Here is a 16,206-nt window from a genome sequence, read left to right as displayed (position 1 = left end):
GTGATGCGAATTTGACAGTCGCATTTCTGACGGGATTTCCATGCTCAATCACACGCCGCTGGCGACAGCGCTGGCGCTCGCTTTTGCCATTCCTTTTGCGCCTCCGGCGCTCGCGCAAAGCGCTCCGCAAAGCGCAACTCAACCGGCCGCCGCCAGCACACCGGCGAACGCACGAAACGACGCGCCCACCGGCGACGCACAGACGCTGCCAACCATAGGCGTACAGGCTCAAGCCGCCCGGCAGGACTTCCAGGCCGACCGCGCGAGCGTCGGCGCGAAAACGCCGACCGCGCTGCGCGACATACCGCAGACCGTCACCGTGATCAACCGCGACCTGCTGGCGTCGCAGGGCGCGACGTCGTTTACGGATGCGCTGCGCAACGCGCCCGGCGTGACGATCGGCGCGGCCGAAGGCGGCCAGATCGGCAACAACATCAATCTGCGCGGTTTCACTGCGCAGAACGACATCTATCGGGACGGCTTTCGCGACCGCAATCAGTACTACCGCGACACGTTCGACCTCGAATCGCTCGAAGTGCTGTACGGTCCTTCGTCGATGCTGTTCGGCCGGGGCTCGACCGGCGGCGTGATCAACCAGGTCAGCAAGAAGGCGAGCCTGACTGACTCGGCGGAAGTCTCCGGCATGATCGGCACCGACGACCGTTACCGCTCCACCGTCGACGTAAACCACAAACTGACCGATACCTCGGCGATCCGCCTGAACGCATTCGGCCAAAGCCTCGGTTCGACGCGCGACGTGATGAAGAACAAGGACTTCGGCGTCGCGCCGGAACTGCGGTTCGGCATCGGCACGCCGACCGAAATCACGCTGTCCGCGCTGATTCAGCGCAACCACGACATGCCCGACTATGGCATCCAGGCGCTGAACGGCCGCCCGGCGCCGGTGCCGAAGAACACGTTCTACGGCCTGACCAGCGACCGCACGATCCAGGACGTGCAGATCTTCAACGCGGCCATCAAGCACAAGTTCTCCGGTGACCTCACGCTGACGAACCAGACGCAGATCTCGCACTCGATGACCGACGCGCGCGAAACCGCGCCGCAAGCGGTGCTGACCGGGCCGCTGTCGTCGAGCCCCGCGTTGAGCAACGGCAACTTCACGACGCTGTCGCCGTCGCAACTGTTCATCAAGCTGCAGAGTCACGACCGGGTGATCGAGAATCACGCGATCTACAACGACACGATGCTCGAATACAAATTAAACACCGGGCCGATCCGGCATGACCTGATCGCCGGTGTCGAAGTGGGCCACGACAGCTATACGAACCAGGCGTACACGCGCAACAACCTCCCGATCGTGCCGATGCTCAATCCGCCGATCATGGGCACGCCGTCGAACGTGACGACGACGGTCGCCAACCACGCCGATTCGAGCGCGAACGAAATCGCCGCTTACCTGAACGACACGATCACGCTGACGCCGCACTGGAAGCTGATTGGCGGCGTGCGCTGGGATCGGTTCTCGGCGTCGATCCGCAATACGATCAGCGCCCCGGCTTACGCGAGCCAGACCAACTACTTCACGAGCGTGCGCACGGGCGTCATCTATCAGCCGACCGACTGGCAGTCCTACTACGTGTCGTACGGCACCTCGTTCAACCCGTCGCTCGAAACGCTGACGGTCACGAACCTCACGCAGAACCTCGCGCCCGAATCGACGAAGTCCTATGAAATCGGCGGCAAGTGGGATCTGTTCGGCGGCAACATCTCGCTGAGCTCGGCGTTGTTCCGCGAGGAAAAGGACAACGCGCGCACGCAGGTGTCGCCGACCGAGTACCAACTGGCCGGTGACATTCGCGTTGACGGCTTTCAGGCGGGCGTATCCGGGTACATCACCGACAAGTGGCAGATTTTCGGCGGCTACACCTACATGGACGCGACGATCCTGAAGGCGGCCGACGGCACGCAGGGCCACACGCCGGCCAACACGCCGCGCAATACGCTGACGTTCTGGACCACGTACGCAATCACACCGCACTGGGAAATCGGCGGCGGTCCGATCTATATGTCGCCGCGTTATGCGTCGAACACGAACTACGTGAAGGTGCCGGGCTACACGCGTTGGGACGCGACCGCGGCCTATCACGCGAAGAAGTACGACGTGCGCCTGAACCTGCTGAACCTGACCAACAAGTATTACTACGACGCGCTGATTCCGTCGGACGGCGGACGTTCGGTGCCGGGCATCGGCCGTACGCTGCTGGCGACCGTCAACTACCGCTTTTGATACACGCGAAGGACACACCATGCTGCTGCACATTCCGAAGGTACTGGACGTCGGGCAATTGGCCGTCATGCGCGCGCGGCTCGATCAAGCCGGCGATGCGTGGGTCGACGGTCGCGCGACCGCCGGCTATCAGGGCGCGCCGGTCAAGCGCAACCAGCAGATCGCCGAACATTCGACGCTCGCCCGCGAACTCGGCGACGTGATTCTCGCGGCGATCGAACGCAATCCGCTATTCATCAGCGCGGTGCTGCCGAACCAGGTCTATCCGCCGCTCTTCAATCGCTACGAGGGCGGCATGCAGTTCGGCAGTCACGTCGATGGCGCGGTGCGCGTGCTGCCGAACGGCGTGAAGCTGCGCACCGACGTTTCGGTGACGCTGTTTCTGAGCGCCCCAGACGAATACGACGGCGGCGAACTCGTGATCGAAGACACCTACGGCGTGCAGCAGGTGAAGCTGCCGGCCGGGGACATGATCGTCTATCCGGCGACGAGCCTGCATCAGGTCACGCCGGTCACGCGCGGCGCGCGCGTGGCGAGCTTCTTCTGGGTGCAGAGCCTCGTGCGCAGCGACACGCATCGCGCGCTGCTGTTCGACATGGACACCGCGATTCAACGGCTCAATGCCACCCATGCCGACGAGACTGCCCGGCGCAGCCTCGTCGGTTGTTATCACAATCTGTTGCGTAGCTGGAGTGAAACGTGAGCGGACCGGACACGATTGACATTCAACCGCCCGCAGCCGGCGAACATGAGGCGCACGAACCGCGCGGGTTCGATGGCAATGAGCCGAAATCGCGCCAGCAGCGCTCGCGTCGCGCGGCCTTCATCAAGTGGCTGCGCAAGGTGCATGGATGGGTCGGACTGTGGGGGGCGGCCCTCGGTCTGCTGTTCGGCACCACCGGGTTCTTTCTGAATCATCGCGGCGGCCCGCTGAGGGTATCGACCGGCGAGCCGCAGGTGTCGGTGATGCAGGTGCCTTTGCCGCAACCGGCGCCTGAGACACCGCACGAGCTCGCGAACTGGCTCAGGCAGGAGCTGAAGATCGCGGGCAACCCGGGCCGCGTGCAGAAGGAGCCCGAGCATGCGGTGGCGTGGGGCGATCGCAGTGTCGTCCAACCCGAGCATTGGCAGCTGAATTTCGCGTCGCCGAAGGAAAACACGTCTGTCGAATACTGGGTCGGCAATCACACGGTGACGATCAAGCGCAGCGCGAACACCTTTCTGGCAACGCTGACGAATCTGCACAAGGGTGTGGGCTTGAGCATCGGTTGGGTGCTGCTGATCGACACGCTCGCGGGCAGTCTGATTCTGCTGTCGCTGACCGGGGTGCTGCTGTGGACCGAGCTGAACAGGCGCAAGACGGCCGGGCTCGCGCTGGTGGCGGCATCGATTGCGGTGGCGGTGGTCTTGGGGACGATGTAAGCGCGCAACGCCACGCATCGGATGAAGCCTGCGCGATCGCGGGCAGGCTGTCACCGGCACGCGCTAGAATCGCCGCAGACCCACTTCGGCTCGCTCTGCCACCACCTGACGATGACCTCTCCCGGGTTTCCCGGTTGAGCGCAGTCGTCGTCCCCATACAGAGGCAAATGAAAATGAAAGCATCGCGCCGCCATTTCCTGTTGTTGAGCGCGGGCGTCGGCTCCTCGCTCGCGCTGTCGCGCGTCGCGTTGGCCGCGACCGTTCCCAACGCGCTGAGCGAGAGCGATCCGCAGGCGCAGGCGGTCGGCTATACGGAAGATGCGTCGAAGGTCGACAAGGCCAGATTCCCGAACTTCGCGGCCGGGCAATCGTGCGCGAACTGCTCGCTGTTCCAGGGCAAGGCCTCGGATGCATACGGCGGCTGCACACTGTTCGGCAACAAGCAGGTCGCGTCGCGCGGCTGGTGTAGCGCCTACACGAACATGTGAGCGCGACGCCGCGTCGATCGCGTCGCCGTCATAGCAGCGCGTTCAAAATGAGTTCGTGCGAGTGCCCGATCCATACAGCCGCGTCGCGGTGGTCGCGCAGCGCGTCGCCGGTATTCGGGTGCAGAAAGACATCGAGCGCGCCGTGATTGAGCGTGAGCCAGCCCACCACGTCGGCGAACAGCGTGTGCGCGAACGCGAGTTGATACGACCACATCGGATGCGGGCCGACCGGCCTTTCATGAAATCGGCCGATCTGCAGCTTGTCGCCCCAATGTGCGTCGATCTGCTCGCGAAACGCCCAGGCGGCGTCGCGGCTCGCCGCGTCGAAATAAATGTGCGCGTGCCAGCTCTCTATAGCTGAAGCATCGCGAAAGTTCATATCTGAGTTCATTGCCAGGCTCGTTCCGTATCAGTTTTGATCCGACATACGTTCTGCTTCGCGTTGCGCCGGCGCGCGCCGCGAGACGCGGCACTTCGTGTGTTTGCGTGCAAGTTTCCTGCAACACCGTTTCGGTGCAGTCCTTTATTCACCGTCACACACCCGTTATTGTCGCCCGATCTGAAGCCCTGCTGTTACATCGATTCGCCAAATTAGCGCGCCAAAGTCCCTCGCTTCGAGCAATTGCATTCGCGCGTGCGCAGCTACACTGTTTTCCATGGAGCGACAAAGCACCGAACTCCATCGACGCGATCTTCCCCTCACGTCGTGTTTGAACCGTACCGTTGATAGCAGTCAGCAATTCGTAGCATGCAGTCCGCAGTAGGCGCACTAGAAGCGCGCAAAGCAGTCGCAATTGAAGTGGTGATTTGAATCGACAGTCTGAAGGTTGCTGTCGAGCCGTAGAAATTGCAGGTGCAGCAAATGTGTATTGCAGTACCAGGTGAAGTTTCATGTAAGCAGTAGCCTTGCAGGTTAGATGGCTATGGGTCGGCAGGCATCCACGCGCCTGCTCGACTGTTCCATCCTGTCAGCCCTGTTCCTCGCGGAACAGGGCTTTTTTTTCGTCGGAGATGTACGGCCGATGTCGTTCAGATCGCAAGCGCGTATCTCTGGGCCGCCGATGTAAAGCGTCATGTCCACGGCGGCCCGCACTTCGCAAGATGCGTCAGGACGCGATCGTTTCGCCCATTCGGCTCGCTGTGCGACTACTATATTTTTGTGGGCATCCGATTGTCGTCATCGCAACGCGTGTCCACTTGCCGGCACGATGACCATCGGAGGTGTGCTGTGCTCCACCGCATCTTTGCCCGCACCAGTCGCCCTGCGGCGGCGATCGCCTTGACCTTTGCCTACGCTTTTTGCCTGCACGCTAGCGCCGCCACGCCAGTCCCGGCGGCCGCCGATAATCGCCCCGCCCCCACGCCCGCCGCTGTCGCGCCCGCTGACTTCTCGACCTTCGCCGAACGTTACGGGCCAGCAGTCGTGAACGTGACTGCGCGCGTCGCGAGCGAACAGGTTTCGCCGCCTGAGCAAGAGGCCATCGACAGCAGCGATCCGTTCTTCGCGTTCTTCAGACGCGACGCGCGGCCGTCGCCCGACGCTCAAGCCGGCGCACCGAGCGTGATGACCGGCAGGGGCTCGGGCTTCATCATCAGCCCCGACGGGCTGATCCTAACCACGGCGCACGTCGTCGATAGCGCCGCAGAAGTGACGGTCCGGCTGACCGACCAGCGCGAGTTCAAGGCGCAGGTCGTTGCCGTGGACCCGCAAAGCGATGTCGCCGTGCTGCAGATCGACGCTCACAAGCTGCCGGCCGTGAAGCTCGGCGACTCGTCTCGCGTGCGGGTCGGCGAGCCGGTGCTGTCGATCGGTTCGCCCGACGGATTCCAGAACACGGTGACGACCGGCATCATCAGCGCCACCACGCGCATACTGCCGAACGGCAGCGCGTTTCCGTTTTTTCAGACCGAAATCGCCGCCAATCCCGACAACTCCGGCGGCCCTCTGTTCAACCGCGCGGGCGAGGTGATCGGCATCGACGTGCAGGTCTACACGGACAGTGATCGATACGAGAGCCTGACCTTCGGCATTCCGATCAAGGCGGCAAATCAGGTCCGCGAGCAGGTGCAGTCCCAGCGCGAGCCGGCGCCCGGAACCGCCGGCAATGGCGGTAAGCCCGCAGGCGCGAACAGCTTCGGCATGCAGGTCGAGGACGTGAGCCCGGGGCTCGCGGTGGCCCTCGGCTTACCGCACGCGGCCGGAGCGCTCGTGGATACGGTCGAAGCCGGTTCGCCGGCGGCCGCGGCCGGGCTCAAGGCGGGCGACGTGATTTTGCAGGTCGGAGACAAGCGAATCGAGCAGTCGGCGGCGCTCGCCGACCAGCTTGCCGCCGTGCCGCCCGGAACCAGGACGACACTCAAGCTGATTCGCAGCCGGCGCCTCACGACGGCGAGCTTCCCGGGCGAGACGACGAACGATGGCGCTGCCGCTACCGCTGCCGCTGCCGCTGCCGATGTCGCGCCGGTTGCCGCTGCCCATGTCACTGCTGTGCCGCCGGATAGTGGCGCGGCGGACCGTCTCGGTCTAGTGACGCATCCGCTGAGCGAGGACGAACGTCGCAAGAGCGGCTTGCCGCTCGGTCTGATGGTCGATGCATCGAGCGGGCCGGCGGCGAACGCCGGCATCAAGGTCGGCGACATCGTCGTGTCGCTCGACGACACACTGGTCGAGTCGCAGGACCAGGCCGCCGCCCTCGAAGCGAAGGCGAAGAAAATGGTCGCGGTTCTGATTCAGCGGGACAACGCGCGCAACTTTGTCTCGGTGAAGGTCAAGTGACGCGCGGGTGACGATCGGACGTCGTCACATTCGCGAGACGAAAGAGCAGCACTAAGTGGCGGGCGGCGCTGGAGCCCCGTTACGAGTGTCCGTAGAGACGGCCGCGAGCCCATTCTCGCGGGCCCGGAAAAGGCGCGCACAGCCGCTGCATCTACGCGGGGACGCGCGTTTGCCGCTGCGATTGCCGCTTGCTAGACTGGCGGCACCTGTCGCCCGCTCGCCTGCCTCCTGCCTGCCTGCCGCCGAAGCCAGGCGTCGCCGTCGTCGCGATCATGCCGACCCGCGCATACAGCCGGGCTATATCGGAGTCCCCATGTCCTACATGCTGCTCATCGTCGAACCCACGGACCAACGCGAGGAGCGCGGCGAAGCCGCGGGCCGCGACCTCTACGACCAGATGGTGCGTTTCGCCGAGAACCTGAAGGCGCGCGGCAAGCTGCTCGCTGTCGAGTCGCTGACTTCGCACAACGACGCGGTGCGCGTGCAGGTTCGCCGTGGCGAGCCGAAGCTCGTCGACGGGCCGTTCACCGAGGCCAAGGAGATGATCGGCGGTTTCTTTCTGCTGAACTGTGACAGCCGCGAAGAGGCCGTGGCGATCGCGCAGGCCTGCCCGGCAGCGGCGTGGTGCACGGTCGAGGTGCGCAAGCTCGGGCCTTGCTACATCTAGCCACGGGCGACTCTCCAACGCATCCGCTTCGGTGTTTTCCCTGGGGCGTCGGGGCGGCCGCACATGTCGATCCGGTAGCGCGTCGCGCGTCGTGTGGGTAGTGAGCAAGGCTGTGTGGTCGCGCCAGGCGATTCACACGAAACCACTAGCAACGAACCGCCGACAACAAGGAGCAACGACATGCGATTCATGATCATCGTCAAGGCCACGGCCGCGAGCGAAGCCGGCGAAATGCCCGAGCCGTCGCTGATCGCCGCGATGGGGGCGTACCACGAAGAACTCGCGAAGGCCGGCGTGCTGCTCGACGCGACCGGCCTGCAGCCAAGCTCGAAAGGCTGGCGCGTGCGCTACAGCGGCGGCAAACGGATCGTCGTCGACGGTCCGTTTGCGGAAACCAAGGAACTGATCGCCGGCTACACGCTGATCCAGGTGCGCTCGCGCGATGAGGCGATGGAATGGGCGCGGCGTTTTCCGGCGCCCTTCGGTGAGCATGCCGACGGCGAAATCGAAGTACGGCAACTGTTCGAACTCGACGACTTCGAGCCGGGGCCGGAAGTCGAGCGCTTCCGTAAGCTGGAAGCCGATCGCCCCTGATCGCATGGTCCACTTCCAGGAGATCGCGCAAATGGACCCGAACGCGCAGCGGTCGGCGGCGGGGGAAGGCTAACGCCGTGACGTTAGAGGCCACCCATCGTGCGATCGACGCTGTCTGGCGGATCGAATCCGCGAAGGTCATCGCCCACGTCGCGCGGATGGTGCGCGACGTGGGGCTCGCCGAGGAACTCGCGCAGGACGCGCTGGTGGCCGCACTCGAACATTGGCCGGATGCGGGTGTGCCCGACAACCCCGGAGCCTGGCTGATGACGACCGCGAAAAACCGCGCGCTCGATCGCCTGCGCCAGGAAGCGCTGCATGCGCGCAAGCGCGAGCAGCTCGGCCACGATCTCGACGCGATCGAGGCGCACGTGGTGCCCGATTTCGTCGATGCGCTCGATGCCGCGCGCGCTGACGACATCGGCGACGATCTGCTGCGGCTCATCTTCACCGCTTGTCATCCGGTGCTGTCGACCGATGCGCGTGTCGCGCTGACGTTGCGCCTGCTCGGCGGCCTTACCACGGACGAAATCGCCCGCGCGTTTTTCGTGCCGGAGCCGACCATCGCGCAACGGATCGTGCGCGCGAAGCGCACGTTGTCGGCGGCGCGCGTGCCGTTCGAGGTGCCTCGGGCGGACGCGCGCGCGGCACGGCTCGCGTCGGTGCTGCAGGTGATCTACCTGATCTTCAACGAAGGTTATTCGGCGACGGCCGGCGACGACTGGATGCGCCCGGCGCTATGCGAAGAGGCGCTGCGGCTCGGCCGCGTGTTGAGCGGCCTCGTGCCCGACGAAAGCGAGGTCCACGGTCTTGTCGCGCTGATGGAGATCCAGGCGTCGCGCACGCACGCGCGCACTGATACGCAGGGCCGTCCGGTGCTGCTGCTCGATCAGGATCGCAGCCGCTGGGACCCGCTGCTGATTCGCCGCGGCCTCGCTGCGTTGGACAGCGCCCATGCGCTCGGCGGCGCGAGCGGGCCGTACGCGTTGCAGGCGGCGCTCGCCGCGTGTCATGCGCGGGCGCGCCGCGCCGAGGACACCGACTGGGCGCAGATCGTCGCGCTTTACGATGCGTTGGCGCAGGTCGCGCCATCGCCGGTGGTCGAGTTGAATCGCGCGGTCGCGGTAGGAATGGCGTTCGGAGCGGCGGCAGGACTCGAGATCGTCGAGGCGCTCGCCGCCGATCCGGCGCTCAGGAATTATCACTGGCTGCCGAGCGTGCGTGGCGACCTGCTGGTCAAGCTCGGACGCGTCGATGAAGCGCGCGCGGAGTTCGAGCGCGCCGCCGCGATGACGCGCAACACGCGCGAGCGCGAGTTGCTGCGCGAGCGTGCGCGCGGGCTCGAGCACTGAAGCTCGAGCATCTGCGAGCGCTGCCTCAACGAATCAGCTGCCGCACCCCCAACGCGACGATCAAGCCGCCACACACGCGATCGACCCACATCTTGCCGCGCCGGTACGCCGACGCGATTCGCTCGTGCGACAACGCCAGCGCGACGAATCCATACCAACTGCTCGCGACGACGAACACCATGCCGAGCATCGCAGCGAACGTGCCGGTGCTCACATGCGCTGGCGCCGCCGAAGAAAACACCGCGGCGAAGAACGCCATGGACTTCGGATTCGCGATGTTGGTCGCAAAGCCCTGCGCGAACGCCTGTCGAAAGCCGCCCGCCGGCGCCTTGAGGAGCACCGCCTGCCGTGCCGGCGAGGCGTTGAAGATCAGCCGGCCGCCGAACCACAGCAGATAACACGCGCCCGCGATCCTGACCACGAGTGCGAGCCACGGAAACGCGGCGAACACGATGCCGACGCCGAGAATCGCGCAGCTTGCCCAGAACAGATTGACGAGCACGATGCCGGCGACCATCGCGAGCGCTTCGATACGCGTCGCCGAAGCGGCCTTGTGCGCGACCGCGACGAAGTTCGGGCCTGGACTCACGACGCCCGCGATATACACCGAAAACACGCCGACCACGGCGGACCCATCGATCACGACACGCTCCCTGTTGCAAAGCTTGGGGTGAAATCCAGCGCAAACACCGCGCTCATAGCCCGAAAAACGCGGCGCCCGCGGTGAGGACGCCCGCTGCCGCGACGCCATACGAGAGATTGCGCAGCCAGTTCTTGCGCGTGAGCAGCGTGATCGCGCACAGCGCAATCGCGACCTGGATCAGCAGCGTCGCCTGGGCCCAGCGATGATGGCCATGCAGCAGCGTTTCACTGCGCGTGTCGGCGGCAACGACCTGCTTTTCGATCGCCTCGGCGTGCGCGCGGATCGGCTCCTTCTGCTGCTTGTATTTCTCTACGTCGGCGGCGAATTTAGCGTGCGCGTCGCTATTGGGCGCCGACAGCGCCGCGCCGAGTTCGGCGAGGTTCTCCTTCTCGCCCTTCGCCTGATAGTAGCTCCACTGGTTCGATGCTTCGGTCTTCTTGATGGCGGCTTCGTTCTTGTAGAACAGCGCGAGGTTCTCAGCATTGCCGCTCTGATACGCGCATAACGCGCCGATCGTCGCGAGGATCGCGGTCATCACGGCCATGCGGCTCGCGAACGGATCGGCGTCGTGATGCGCGGCGTGGCCAGCGTGTTCGACCGCATGGTCGTGCGGACCATGCACTTCATATTCTTCAGACATCTGATTCTCCGAGGCAGTGCTTTCGTCGTTATCACGGGGCGGTACGAGCGCCCGGCGGCCTCAATCTTAGCGTGTCGCGCGTGACGAACGTCATTGCATGCGGATCACGACGCGTCCGCGCGTGCCGGCGGCGACTGCCTCGTAGGCTTCGCGTGCGCGGGCGAGCGCAAACTCCTGTGCGATCGCCGGGCCGCTCAGCTTGCCGTTGTCGAAACCTTCGACGAGCGCGGTCATCAGCGGTGCCGATTCCGCGACGCCGAGCTTCGCGCTATCGACGCCGAGCAATTGTGTCTCGTTGTGATAGAAATCGATCAGATCGAACTCGACGCGGCGCTTGCCGGTCCCGCTGATTTCGAGCACGCGGCCGCGCCGCTTCGCAAGGCTCAGCGCGGTCTCGAACGCCACGCCGCCGACCGCGTCGTAGACGACTTGCGCGCCCGCGCCACCGGTCAGCTCGCGCACTCGTTCGGCCGCATGTTCGTCGAACGGCACGTAGGCGTCGATCAGGCGCCCCGCGGGCGTGGCGGGATCGAGCGGCCGACGGTCGACCGCGATCACGCGCGCTCCGCGCGCTTTCGCGATCTGCACGACCGCGCCGCCGACACCGCCGCCCGCGCCAAGCACGGCAATGGTCTCGGTGGCCTGCAACTGCGCGTATTCGACCGTGCCGAGCCACGCGACCACGAAGTTCACGCCGATCGCCGCCGCCTCGGCATGGCTCAACGCAGCCGGCTTGCGCGACAGCGCCGCGACCGGAATCTGAATATATTCGGCGTGCGTGCCGTCGCGCGTGAAACCGATGTCACCGCCGGTGCCCCACACGTCGGCGTTGAGCCACGCGGCCGGCCCGTCCACCACCACGCCGCTGAAATCGCGCCCTGGCGTGCGCGGCAGCACCGTGTGTTCGAAATGGCCGGCGACGTTCTTCACGTCGCTCGGATTGACCGAGGCCGCCAAAACCCGCACGACCGCATGGCCCGCGTCGGCCTGCGGCATCGGCAGATCGACGTATTCGAGTACTTCGGGGCTGCCGAAGGATTTGAACTGGATCGCTTTCATCGTGCTTCGCTCCGATAGGTTTTACGCCGCGCTACGCGGCGAACGCATACAACCAGGGCCTAAACTGCCTGTCCCGCCTCATCCGCCTTCGGCGCCTGGGCATGCCGCTGATGATCGGCGGCCAGAAACATATACATCGCCGGCACGACGAACAACGTGAACAGTGTGCCGATCGACATCCCCGTGAAGATCACGAGCCCCATCGCGTTGCGGCCCGCGGCGCCCGCGCCCGACGCGATGACGAGCGGCACCACGCCGAGCACCATCGCCGCGGTCGTCATCAGAATCGGGCGCAGCCGCACGCCCGCGGCTTCCTCGACCGCTTCGCGCTTGTTGCGGCCCGCGCGCTGCAATTCGTTGGCGAACTGCACGATCAGGATGCCATGCTTGCTGACGAGCCCCATCAGCGTAACGAGGCCGACCTGCGTGTAGATGTTCAGCGTCGTCAGGCCGATGTTGATGAAGATCAGCGCGCCGAACAGCGCCATCGGCACCGAGATCAGGATCACGATCGGATCGCGGAAACTCTCGAATTGCGCGGCGAGCGCGAGGAACACGATGATCGTCGCGAGCATCAGCGTGATGACGAAGCCGCCCGACTCCTGCACGAACTGGCGCGACTCTCCCGAGTAATCGGCCGAATAGCCGGCCGGCGCGACCTGAGCGGTCGCCTGGCGCAGAAAATCGAGCACCTGGCCTTGCGACACGCCTGGCACGATCACCCCGGAGATCGTCGCCGAGTTCAACTGCTGGAAGTGATTGATCGATTCGGGCACGACACTGCGCTGCAAGTGCGCGACCGTCGACGCCTGAATCACGCTGCCGTCCGGCGTGCGCAGATAGTAGTCGAGCACCTGCGACGGATTGAGCCGGTCGGTCTGCAGCACCTGCGGAATCACCTTGTACGATCGCCCGGCAATCGAAAAGTAGTTGACGTAGCCGCCGCCCAGCGCCGAACCGAGCGCCTGTCCGACGTCGCTCTCGGACAGCCCGAGCGAGGCCACCTTGTCGCGGTCCACGACGAGCACCGCTTCCGGCTTGTCGATCTTCAGGTCGCTATCGACGAAAAAGAACATGCCGCTCTCGCGCGCTTTTTCCAGCACCGCTTGCGACACCTCGTTGAGATTTTCAAACGGCTCGGTCGTGCTGATCACGAACTGCACGGGCAAGCCCTGCGAGCCGGGCAGGGACGGAAACTGGAACGCCGCGACGCGCGCGCCCGCGATCTCATTCCACTTCTGCTGCAACTCCTGCTGCAGCACGGTCGCGTTCTTGCCGCGCTGATCCCAGGTCTTGAACAGCACGCCGCCGATGCCCTGGTTGATGGTCGGCGAGCCCGTGAGCTGGAACATCTGCGCGTATTCGGGCAGCGTCTTCGACGCGTCGAACACCTGGTCCGCGTAGGTCTGCATCTGCTGGATCGTCGCGTTCGGCGGCCCGATGATCTGCGAGAGCACGACGCCCTGGTCCTCCTGCGGCGCGAGCTCCGAGTTCGAGGTCATGAACAGATACACCGTGCCGCACAGCAGCAGCGCGCCCATGATCACGAACACGGGCCAGGTGTCGAGCGTCGCGTGCAACAGGCGGCCGTAGCCGCGATGCACGCGCTCGAACTGGCGATCGACGAAACGCGTGAAGCGCCCCGACTCCTGCTCGGCGCGAAAGAAGCGCGAGCACATCATCGGCGACAGCGTGAGTGCGATCACGCCCGACACCGTCACCGCCCCCGCAAGCGTGAACGCGAACTCGGTGAAGAGCGCGCCGGTCAGTCCGCCCTGGAAGCCGATCGGCGCGTACACGGCGATCAGCACGACGGTCATCGCGACGATCGGGCCGCCGAGTTCGCGCGCGGCGATCAAAGCGGCGTCGAACGGCGTCCTGCCTTCGTGCTTCATATGACGGTCGACGTTCTCGACGACGATGATCGCGTCGTCCACGACAAGCCCGATCGCGAGCACGAGCGCGAGCAGCGTGAGCAGATTGATCGAATAGCCGAGCACCTGCATCACGAAGAACGTGCCGATCAGCGACAGCGGCATCGCGATCAACGGCACGATCACCGCGCGGAAGGTGCCGAGAAACAGGAAGATCACGATGGTGACGATCACGAGTGCTTCGACGAGCGTCTTGATCACTTCCGTGATCGCGGTGTTGACGAAGTCGGTCGCGTCATAAACGATGTCCCCCGTCATGCCGGTCGGAAACTGCTTTTGCAGATCCGGAAACACGGCCTTCACGCGCTTCGCCACGTCGAGGATGTTCGCGTCCGGCGCGACCTTGATGCCGATGAACACCGACCGCTTGCCGCTGAACGCGACGTTGAAGTCGTAGCTGTCGGCACCGAGCACGACGTTCGCGACGTCCTCGAGACGCACGATCGAGCCGTTCTTCTGCTTGACGACGAGCTGCTTGAAGTCATCGACGGTATGCAGGTCGGTGCCCGCTTCCAGGTCGACGCTGACCATTTGCCCTTTCGTCGTGCCGAGCGTCGCGAGATAGTTGTTGTTGCCGAGCGCGGTGAACACGTCGCTCGCGCTCACGCCATGCGCGGCGAGCCGCGCCGAATCGAGCCACGCGCGCATGGCGAACTGGCGGCCGCCGAGCACTTCGGCGGTCTGCACGCCCTGGATCGAATCGAGCTTCGGCTTGACCACGCGCAGCAGGTAATCGGTGACGTTGTTGCTCGGCAGTACGCTGCTGTAGAAGCCCATGTACATCGCGTCGGTGGTCTGCCCGGTCTGCACCGTGAGCACCGGCTGCTGCGCCTGCGGCGGCAACTGGTTGCGCACCGAGCCGATCTGCGTGTTGATTTCGGTCAGTGCGCGGTTCGCGTCGTAGTTCAGGCGCAGCGTCGCGACGATCGTCGACACGCCCGTGGTGCTCGTCGACGACATGTAATCGATGCCCTGCGCCTGCGCGATTGCCGCTTCGAGCGGCTGCGTGATGAAGCCGGCGATGGTGTCAGAGTTCGCGCCATAGTAGTCCGTCTTGATCGTGACGACCGCGTTCTCGGTTTGCGGATACTGGCTGACCTTCAGCACCGCGAGCGCGCGCAGCCCGAGCACGAGAATCAGCAGGCTCACGACCGAAGCGAGTACCGGCCGGCGGATGAAGATGTCCGTGAACATGAGCGGGCGGCCTCGCTTACTGTTCCTGTGGCGCAGGATTCGGGCTGTCCGACGGCTGGACGCGGTTGTCGATGATGAGCGGCGTGCCGTTCTTCAGCTTGATCTGGCCGCTCGTCACGACCTGCGTTCCTTCGCCGACGCCCTTGAGAATCGCCACCTGGTCGCCGCGCGTCGGTCCCGGCGTCACGAACACCTGCTGCGCGACGGGCAGCGTCTTGCCCTGCGCGTTAGGCTGCGTGCCGGGCTTTACGATGAACACGGTCGCGCCGTACGGGTTGTAGGTGATCGCCGTTTGCGGCAGCGTCAGATAGCGTGCCGCGGCGCCCGAGTCGATCTTCACGTTCGCGTACATGCCGGGCAGCAGCTTGCGCTCGCGATTGTCGACGCTCGCTTCGATCTGCACGTTGCGCGTCGCGCTGTCGACTTTCGGGCTCACCGACTGGATCTTGCCGGTGAAGCTTTGCCCGCTATACGCGTTGGTATCGACGCTGACGGTCGCGCCGATCGCGAGCTGGCCGAGCTGCTGTTGCGGCACCGAGAAGTCGGCGTAGATCGGATCGATCGCTTGCAGCGTGACGATCGCATCGCCCGGATTCAGGTATTGCCCCGGGTTGATCGTCGTGATGCCGAGGCGCCCCGCGAACGGCGCGCGAATGGTCTTCTTGTCGACGAGCGCCTGCTGTTGCGCGACCTGTGCCTTCTTGCCCTTGAGGTCGGCGGCGTCCGCGTCGAGCTGCGCCTTCGCGATCGCCTTGATGTCGTACTGCGCGCGGTCGCGCTCGTAGACCGTCTGCGCGAGTTGGGCCGCGGCTTGCAGCGATTGCAGGAGCGCGACGTCGCTGTCGGCATTGAGCCGCACGAGGATCTGCCCGGCCTTCGCTTCCTGCCCCGACACGAACGCGACTTCGCGCACGAGGCCCGCGACTTCGGTCGTCACGTCGACGCCGCGCACCGCGCGCAGGCTACCGACCGCCGCGAGCTGCGGCTGCCACGACTGATAGTGGACCATCATCGCCGAGACCGTCGCGGGCGGCGCGGTGTTGGCCGCCATGAACTTCGCGAACATGTGCGCGCGGAACAGGTTGAAGCCGACCAGCAAGGCGAGCAGCAGGCCGACGCTGATCAGCATGATCACCATGCGCTTCGTCATCGGTTTTCTTTCGGTCATCGTGACGTCCTTGCTCGGCGT

At 65.0% G+C, this 16,206-nt stretch carries 14 protein-coding genes; 8 read left to right on the top strand and 6 right to left on the bottom strand.

What is annotated here, in order from left to right; all coding sequences use genetic code 11:
- The first annotated feature begins 40 nt into the window (after positions 1-40).
- From LJ655_RS13600 to LJ655_RS13585, 4 genes are all read left to right on the top strand, one after another.
- A complete protein-coding gene (locus LJ655_RS13600; RefSeq protein WP_230561756.1) occupies positions 41-2,248 on the top strand; it encodes a TonB-dependent receptor in 2,208 nt (735 codons plus the stop codon).
- Positions 2,249-2,267: 19 nt separating this feature from the next.
- Positions 2,268-2,951, top strand: coding sequence for a Fe2+-dependent dioxygenase (locus LJ655_RS13595; protein WP_230561755.1), 684 nt, complete (start codon positions 2,268-2,270; stop codon positions 2,949-2,951).
- The gene (locus tag LJ655_RS13590) at positions 2,948-3,670 is read left to right on the top strand and encodes a PepSY-associated TM helix domain-containing protein (protein WP_230561754.1); all 723 of its coding nucleotides are present in this window, start codon (positions 2,948-2,950) and stop codon (positions 3,668-3,670) included. Before LJ655_RS13595 ends, LJ655_RS13590 begins: the two co-directional genes overlap by 4 nt.
- Before the next feature lie 173 nt (positions 3,671-3,843).
- Positions 3,844-4,158: a high-potential iron-sulfur protein gene (locus LJ655_RS13585; RefSeq protein WP_230561916.1), complete on the top strand. Its 315-nt coding sequence runs from the start codon at positions 3,844-3,846 to the stop codon at positions 4,156-4,158.
- 28 nt (positions 4,159-4,186) lie between these two features.
- On the opposite strand, the gene LJ655_RS13580 is transcribed toward LJ655_RS13585, so the two are convergent.
- Positions 4,187-4,537, bottom strand: a complete 351-nt coding sequence (locus LJ655_RS13580; RefSeq protein WP_230561915.1) for a DOPA 4,5-dioxygenase family protein — start codon at positions 4,535-4,537, stop codon at positions 4,187-4,189.
- Positions 4,538-5,437: 900 nt separating this feature from the next.
- Between LJ655_RS13580 and LJ655_RS13575 the strand changes: the two genes are divergently transcribed.
- The 4 genes from LJ655_RS13575 to LJ655_RS13560 all read left to right on the top strand — a co-directional run bounded on the left by LJ655_RS13575 (position 5,438) and on the right by LJ655_RS13560 (position 9,547).
- Positions 5,438-6,934, top strand: a complete 1,497-nt coding sequence (locus tag LJ655_RS13575) for a trypsin-like peptidase domain-containing protein (protein ID WP_230561753.1) — start codon at positions 5,438-5,440, stop codon at positions 6,932-6,934.
- A gap of 313 nt (positions 6,935-7,247) precedes the next feature.
- On the top strand, positions 7,248-7,601 hold the full coding sequence (locus tag LJ655_RS13570; RefSeq protein WP_230561752.1) for a YciI family protein: 354 nt from the start codon (positions 7,248-7,250) through the stop codon (positions 7,599-7,601).
- A gap of 180 nt (positions 7,602-7,781) precedes the next feature.
- On the top strand, positions 7,782-8,195 hold the full coding sequence (locus LJ655_RS13565) for a YciI family protein (RefSeq protein ID WP_230561751.1): 414 nt from the start codon (positions 7,782-7,784) through the stop codon (positions 8,193-8,195).
- 77 nt (positions 8,196-8,272) lie between these two features.
- A complete protein-coding gene (locus LJ655_RS13560; RefSeq protein ID WP_230561750.1) occupies positions 8,273-9,547 on the top strand; it encodes an RNA polymerase sigma factor in 1,275 nt (424 codons plus the stop codon).
- A gap of 25 nt (positions 9,548-9,572) precedes the next feature.
- Here the strand turns inward: LJ655_RS13560 and LJ655_RS13555 are convergent, their stop codons facing one another.
- The 5 genes from LJ655_RS13555 to LJ655_RS13535 all read right to left on the bottom strand — a co-directional run bounded on the left by LJ655_RS13555 (position 9,573) and on the right by LJ655_RS13535 (position 16,185).
- Positions 9,573-10,190 (bottom strand): LysE family translocator, encoded by a 618-nt coding sequence (locus tag LJ655_RS13555; RefSeq protein WP_230561749.1) that lies wholly within the window; start codon positions 10,188-10,190, stop codon positions 9,573-9,575.
- Positions 10,191-10,242: 52 nt separating this feature from the next.
- Positions 10,243-10,830 (bottom strand): DUF4337 domain-containing protein, encoded by a 588-nt coding sequence (locus LJ655_RS13550; RefSeq protein ID WP_230561748.1) that lies wholly within the window; start codon positions 10,828-10,830, stop codon positions 10,243-10,245.
- Positions 10,831-10,920: 90 nt separating this feature from the next.
- A complete protein-coding gene (locus LJ655_RS13545) occupies positions 10,921-11,889 on the bottom strand; it encodes a quinone oxidoreductase family protein (protein ID WP_230561747.1) in 969 nt (322 codons plus the stop codon).
- Between the two features lie 59 nt (positions 11,890-11,948).
- Positions 11,949-15,017 carry an efflux RND transporter permease subunit gene (locus LJ655_RS13540; RefSeq protein ID WP_230561746.1) on the bottom strand — a complete coding sequence of 1,023 codons (3,069 nt, stop codon included), beginning with the start codon at positions 15,015-15,017 and terminating at the stop codon, positions 11,949-11,951.
- Between the two features lie 16 nt (positions 15,018-15,033).
- Complete coding sequence (locus LJ655_RS13535) at positions 15,034-16,185, bottom strand: efflux RND transporter periplasmic adaptor subunit (RefSeq protein WP_230561745.1); 1,152 nt, start codon at positions 16,183-16,185, stop codon at positions 15,034-15,036.
- Positions 16,186-16,206: the final 21 nt, after the last annotated feature.

Origin of the sequence: Paraburkholderia translucens, from assembly GCF_020881035.1 — a bacterium.
GTDB classification, from domain to species: Bacteria; Pseudomonadota; Gammaproteobacteria; order Burkholderiales; family Burkholderiaceae; genus Paraburkholderia; species Paraburkholderia translucens.
This window is presented reverse-complemented; position numbering and strand designations above follow the sequence as displayed.

What these genes read in the sequence shown, in the direction of transcription:
- LJ655_RS13535 (WP_230561745.1), bottom strand. Translation starts at nt 16,185, where the DNA reads ATGACCGAAAGAAAACCGATGACGAAGCGCATGGTGATCATGCTGATC.
- LJ655_RS13595 (WP_230561755.1), top strand. Translation starts at nt 2,268, where the DNA reads ATGCTGCTGCACATTCCGAAGGTACTGGACGTCGGGCAATTGGCCGTC.
- LJ655_RS13570 (WP_230561752.1), top strand. Translation starts at nt 7,248, where the DNA reads ATGTCCTACATGCTGCTCATCGTCGAACCCACGGACCAACGCGAGGAG.
- LJ655_RS13600 (WP_230561756.1), top strand. Translation starts at nt 41, where the DNA reads ATGCTCAATCACACGCCGCTGGCGACAGCGCTGGCGCTCGCTTTTGCC.
- LJ655_RS13580 (WP_230561915.1), bottom strand. Translation starts at nt 4,537, where the DNA reads ATGAACTTTCGCGATGCTTCAGCTATAGAGAGCTGGCACGCGCACATT.
- LJ655_RS13540 (WP_230561746.1), bottom strand. Translation starts at nt 15,017, where the DNA reads ATGTTCACGGACATCTTCATCCGCCGGCCGGTACTCGCTTCGGTCGTG.
- LJ655_RS13565 (WP_230561751.1), top strand. Translation starts at nt 7,782, where the DNA reads ATGCGATTCATGATCATCGTCAAGGCCACGGCCGCGAGCGAAGCCGGC.
- LJ655_RS13550 (WP_230561748.1), bottom strand. Translation starts at nt 10,830, where the DNA reads ATGTCTGAAGAATATGAAGTGCATGGTCCGCACGACCATGCGGTCGAA.
- LJ655_RS13545 (WP_230561747.1), bottom strand. Translation starts at nt 11,889, where the DNA reads ATGAAAGCGATCCAGTTCAAATCCTTCGGCAGCCCCGAAGTACTCGAA.
- LJ655_RS13585 (WP_230561916.1), top strand. Translation starts at nt 3,844, where the DNA reads ATGAAAGCATCGCGCCGCCATTTCCTGTTGTTGAGCGCGGGCGTCGGC.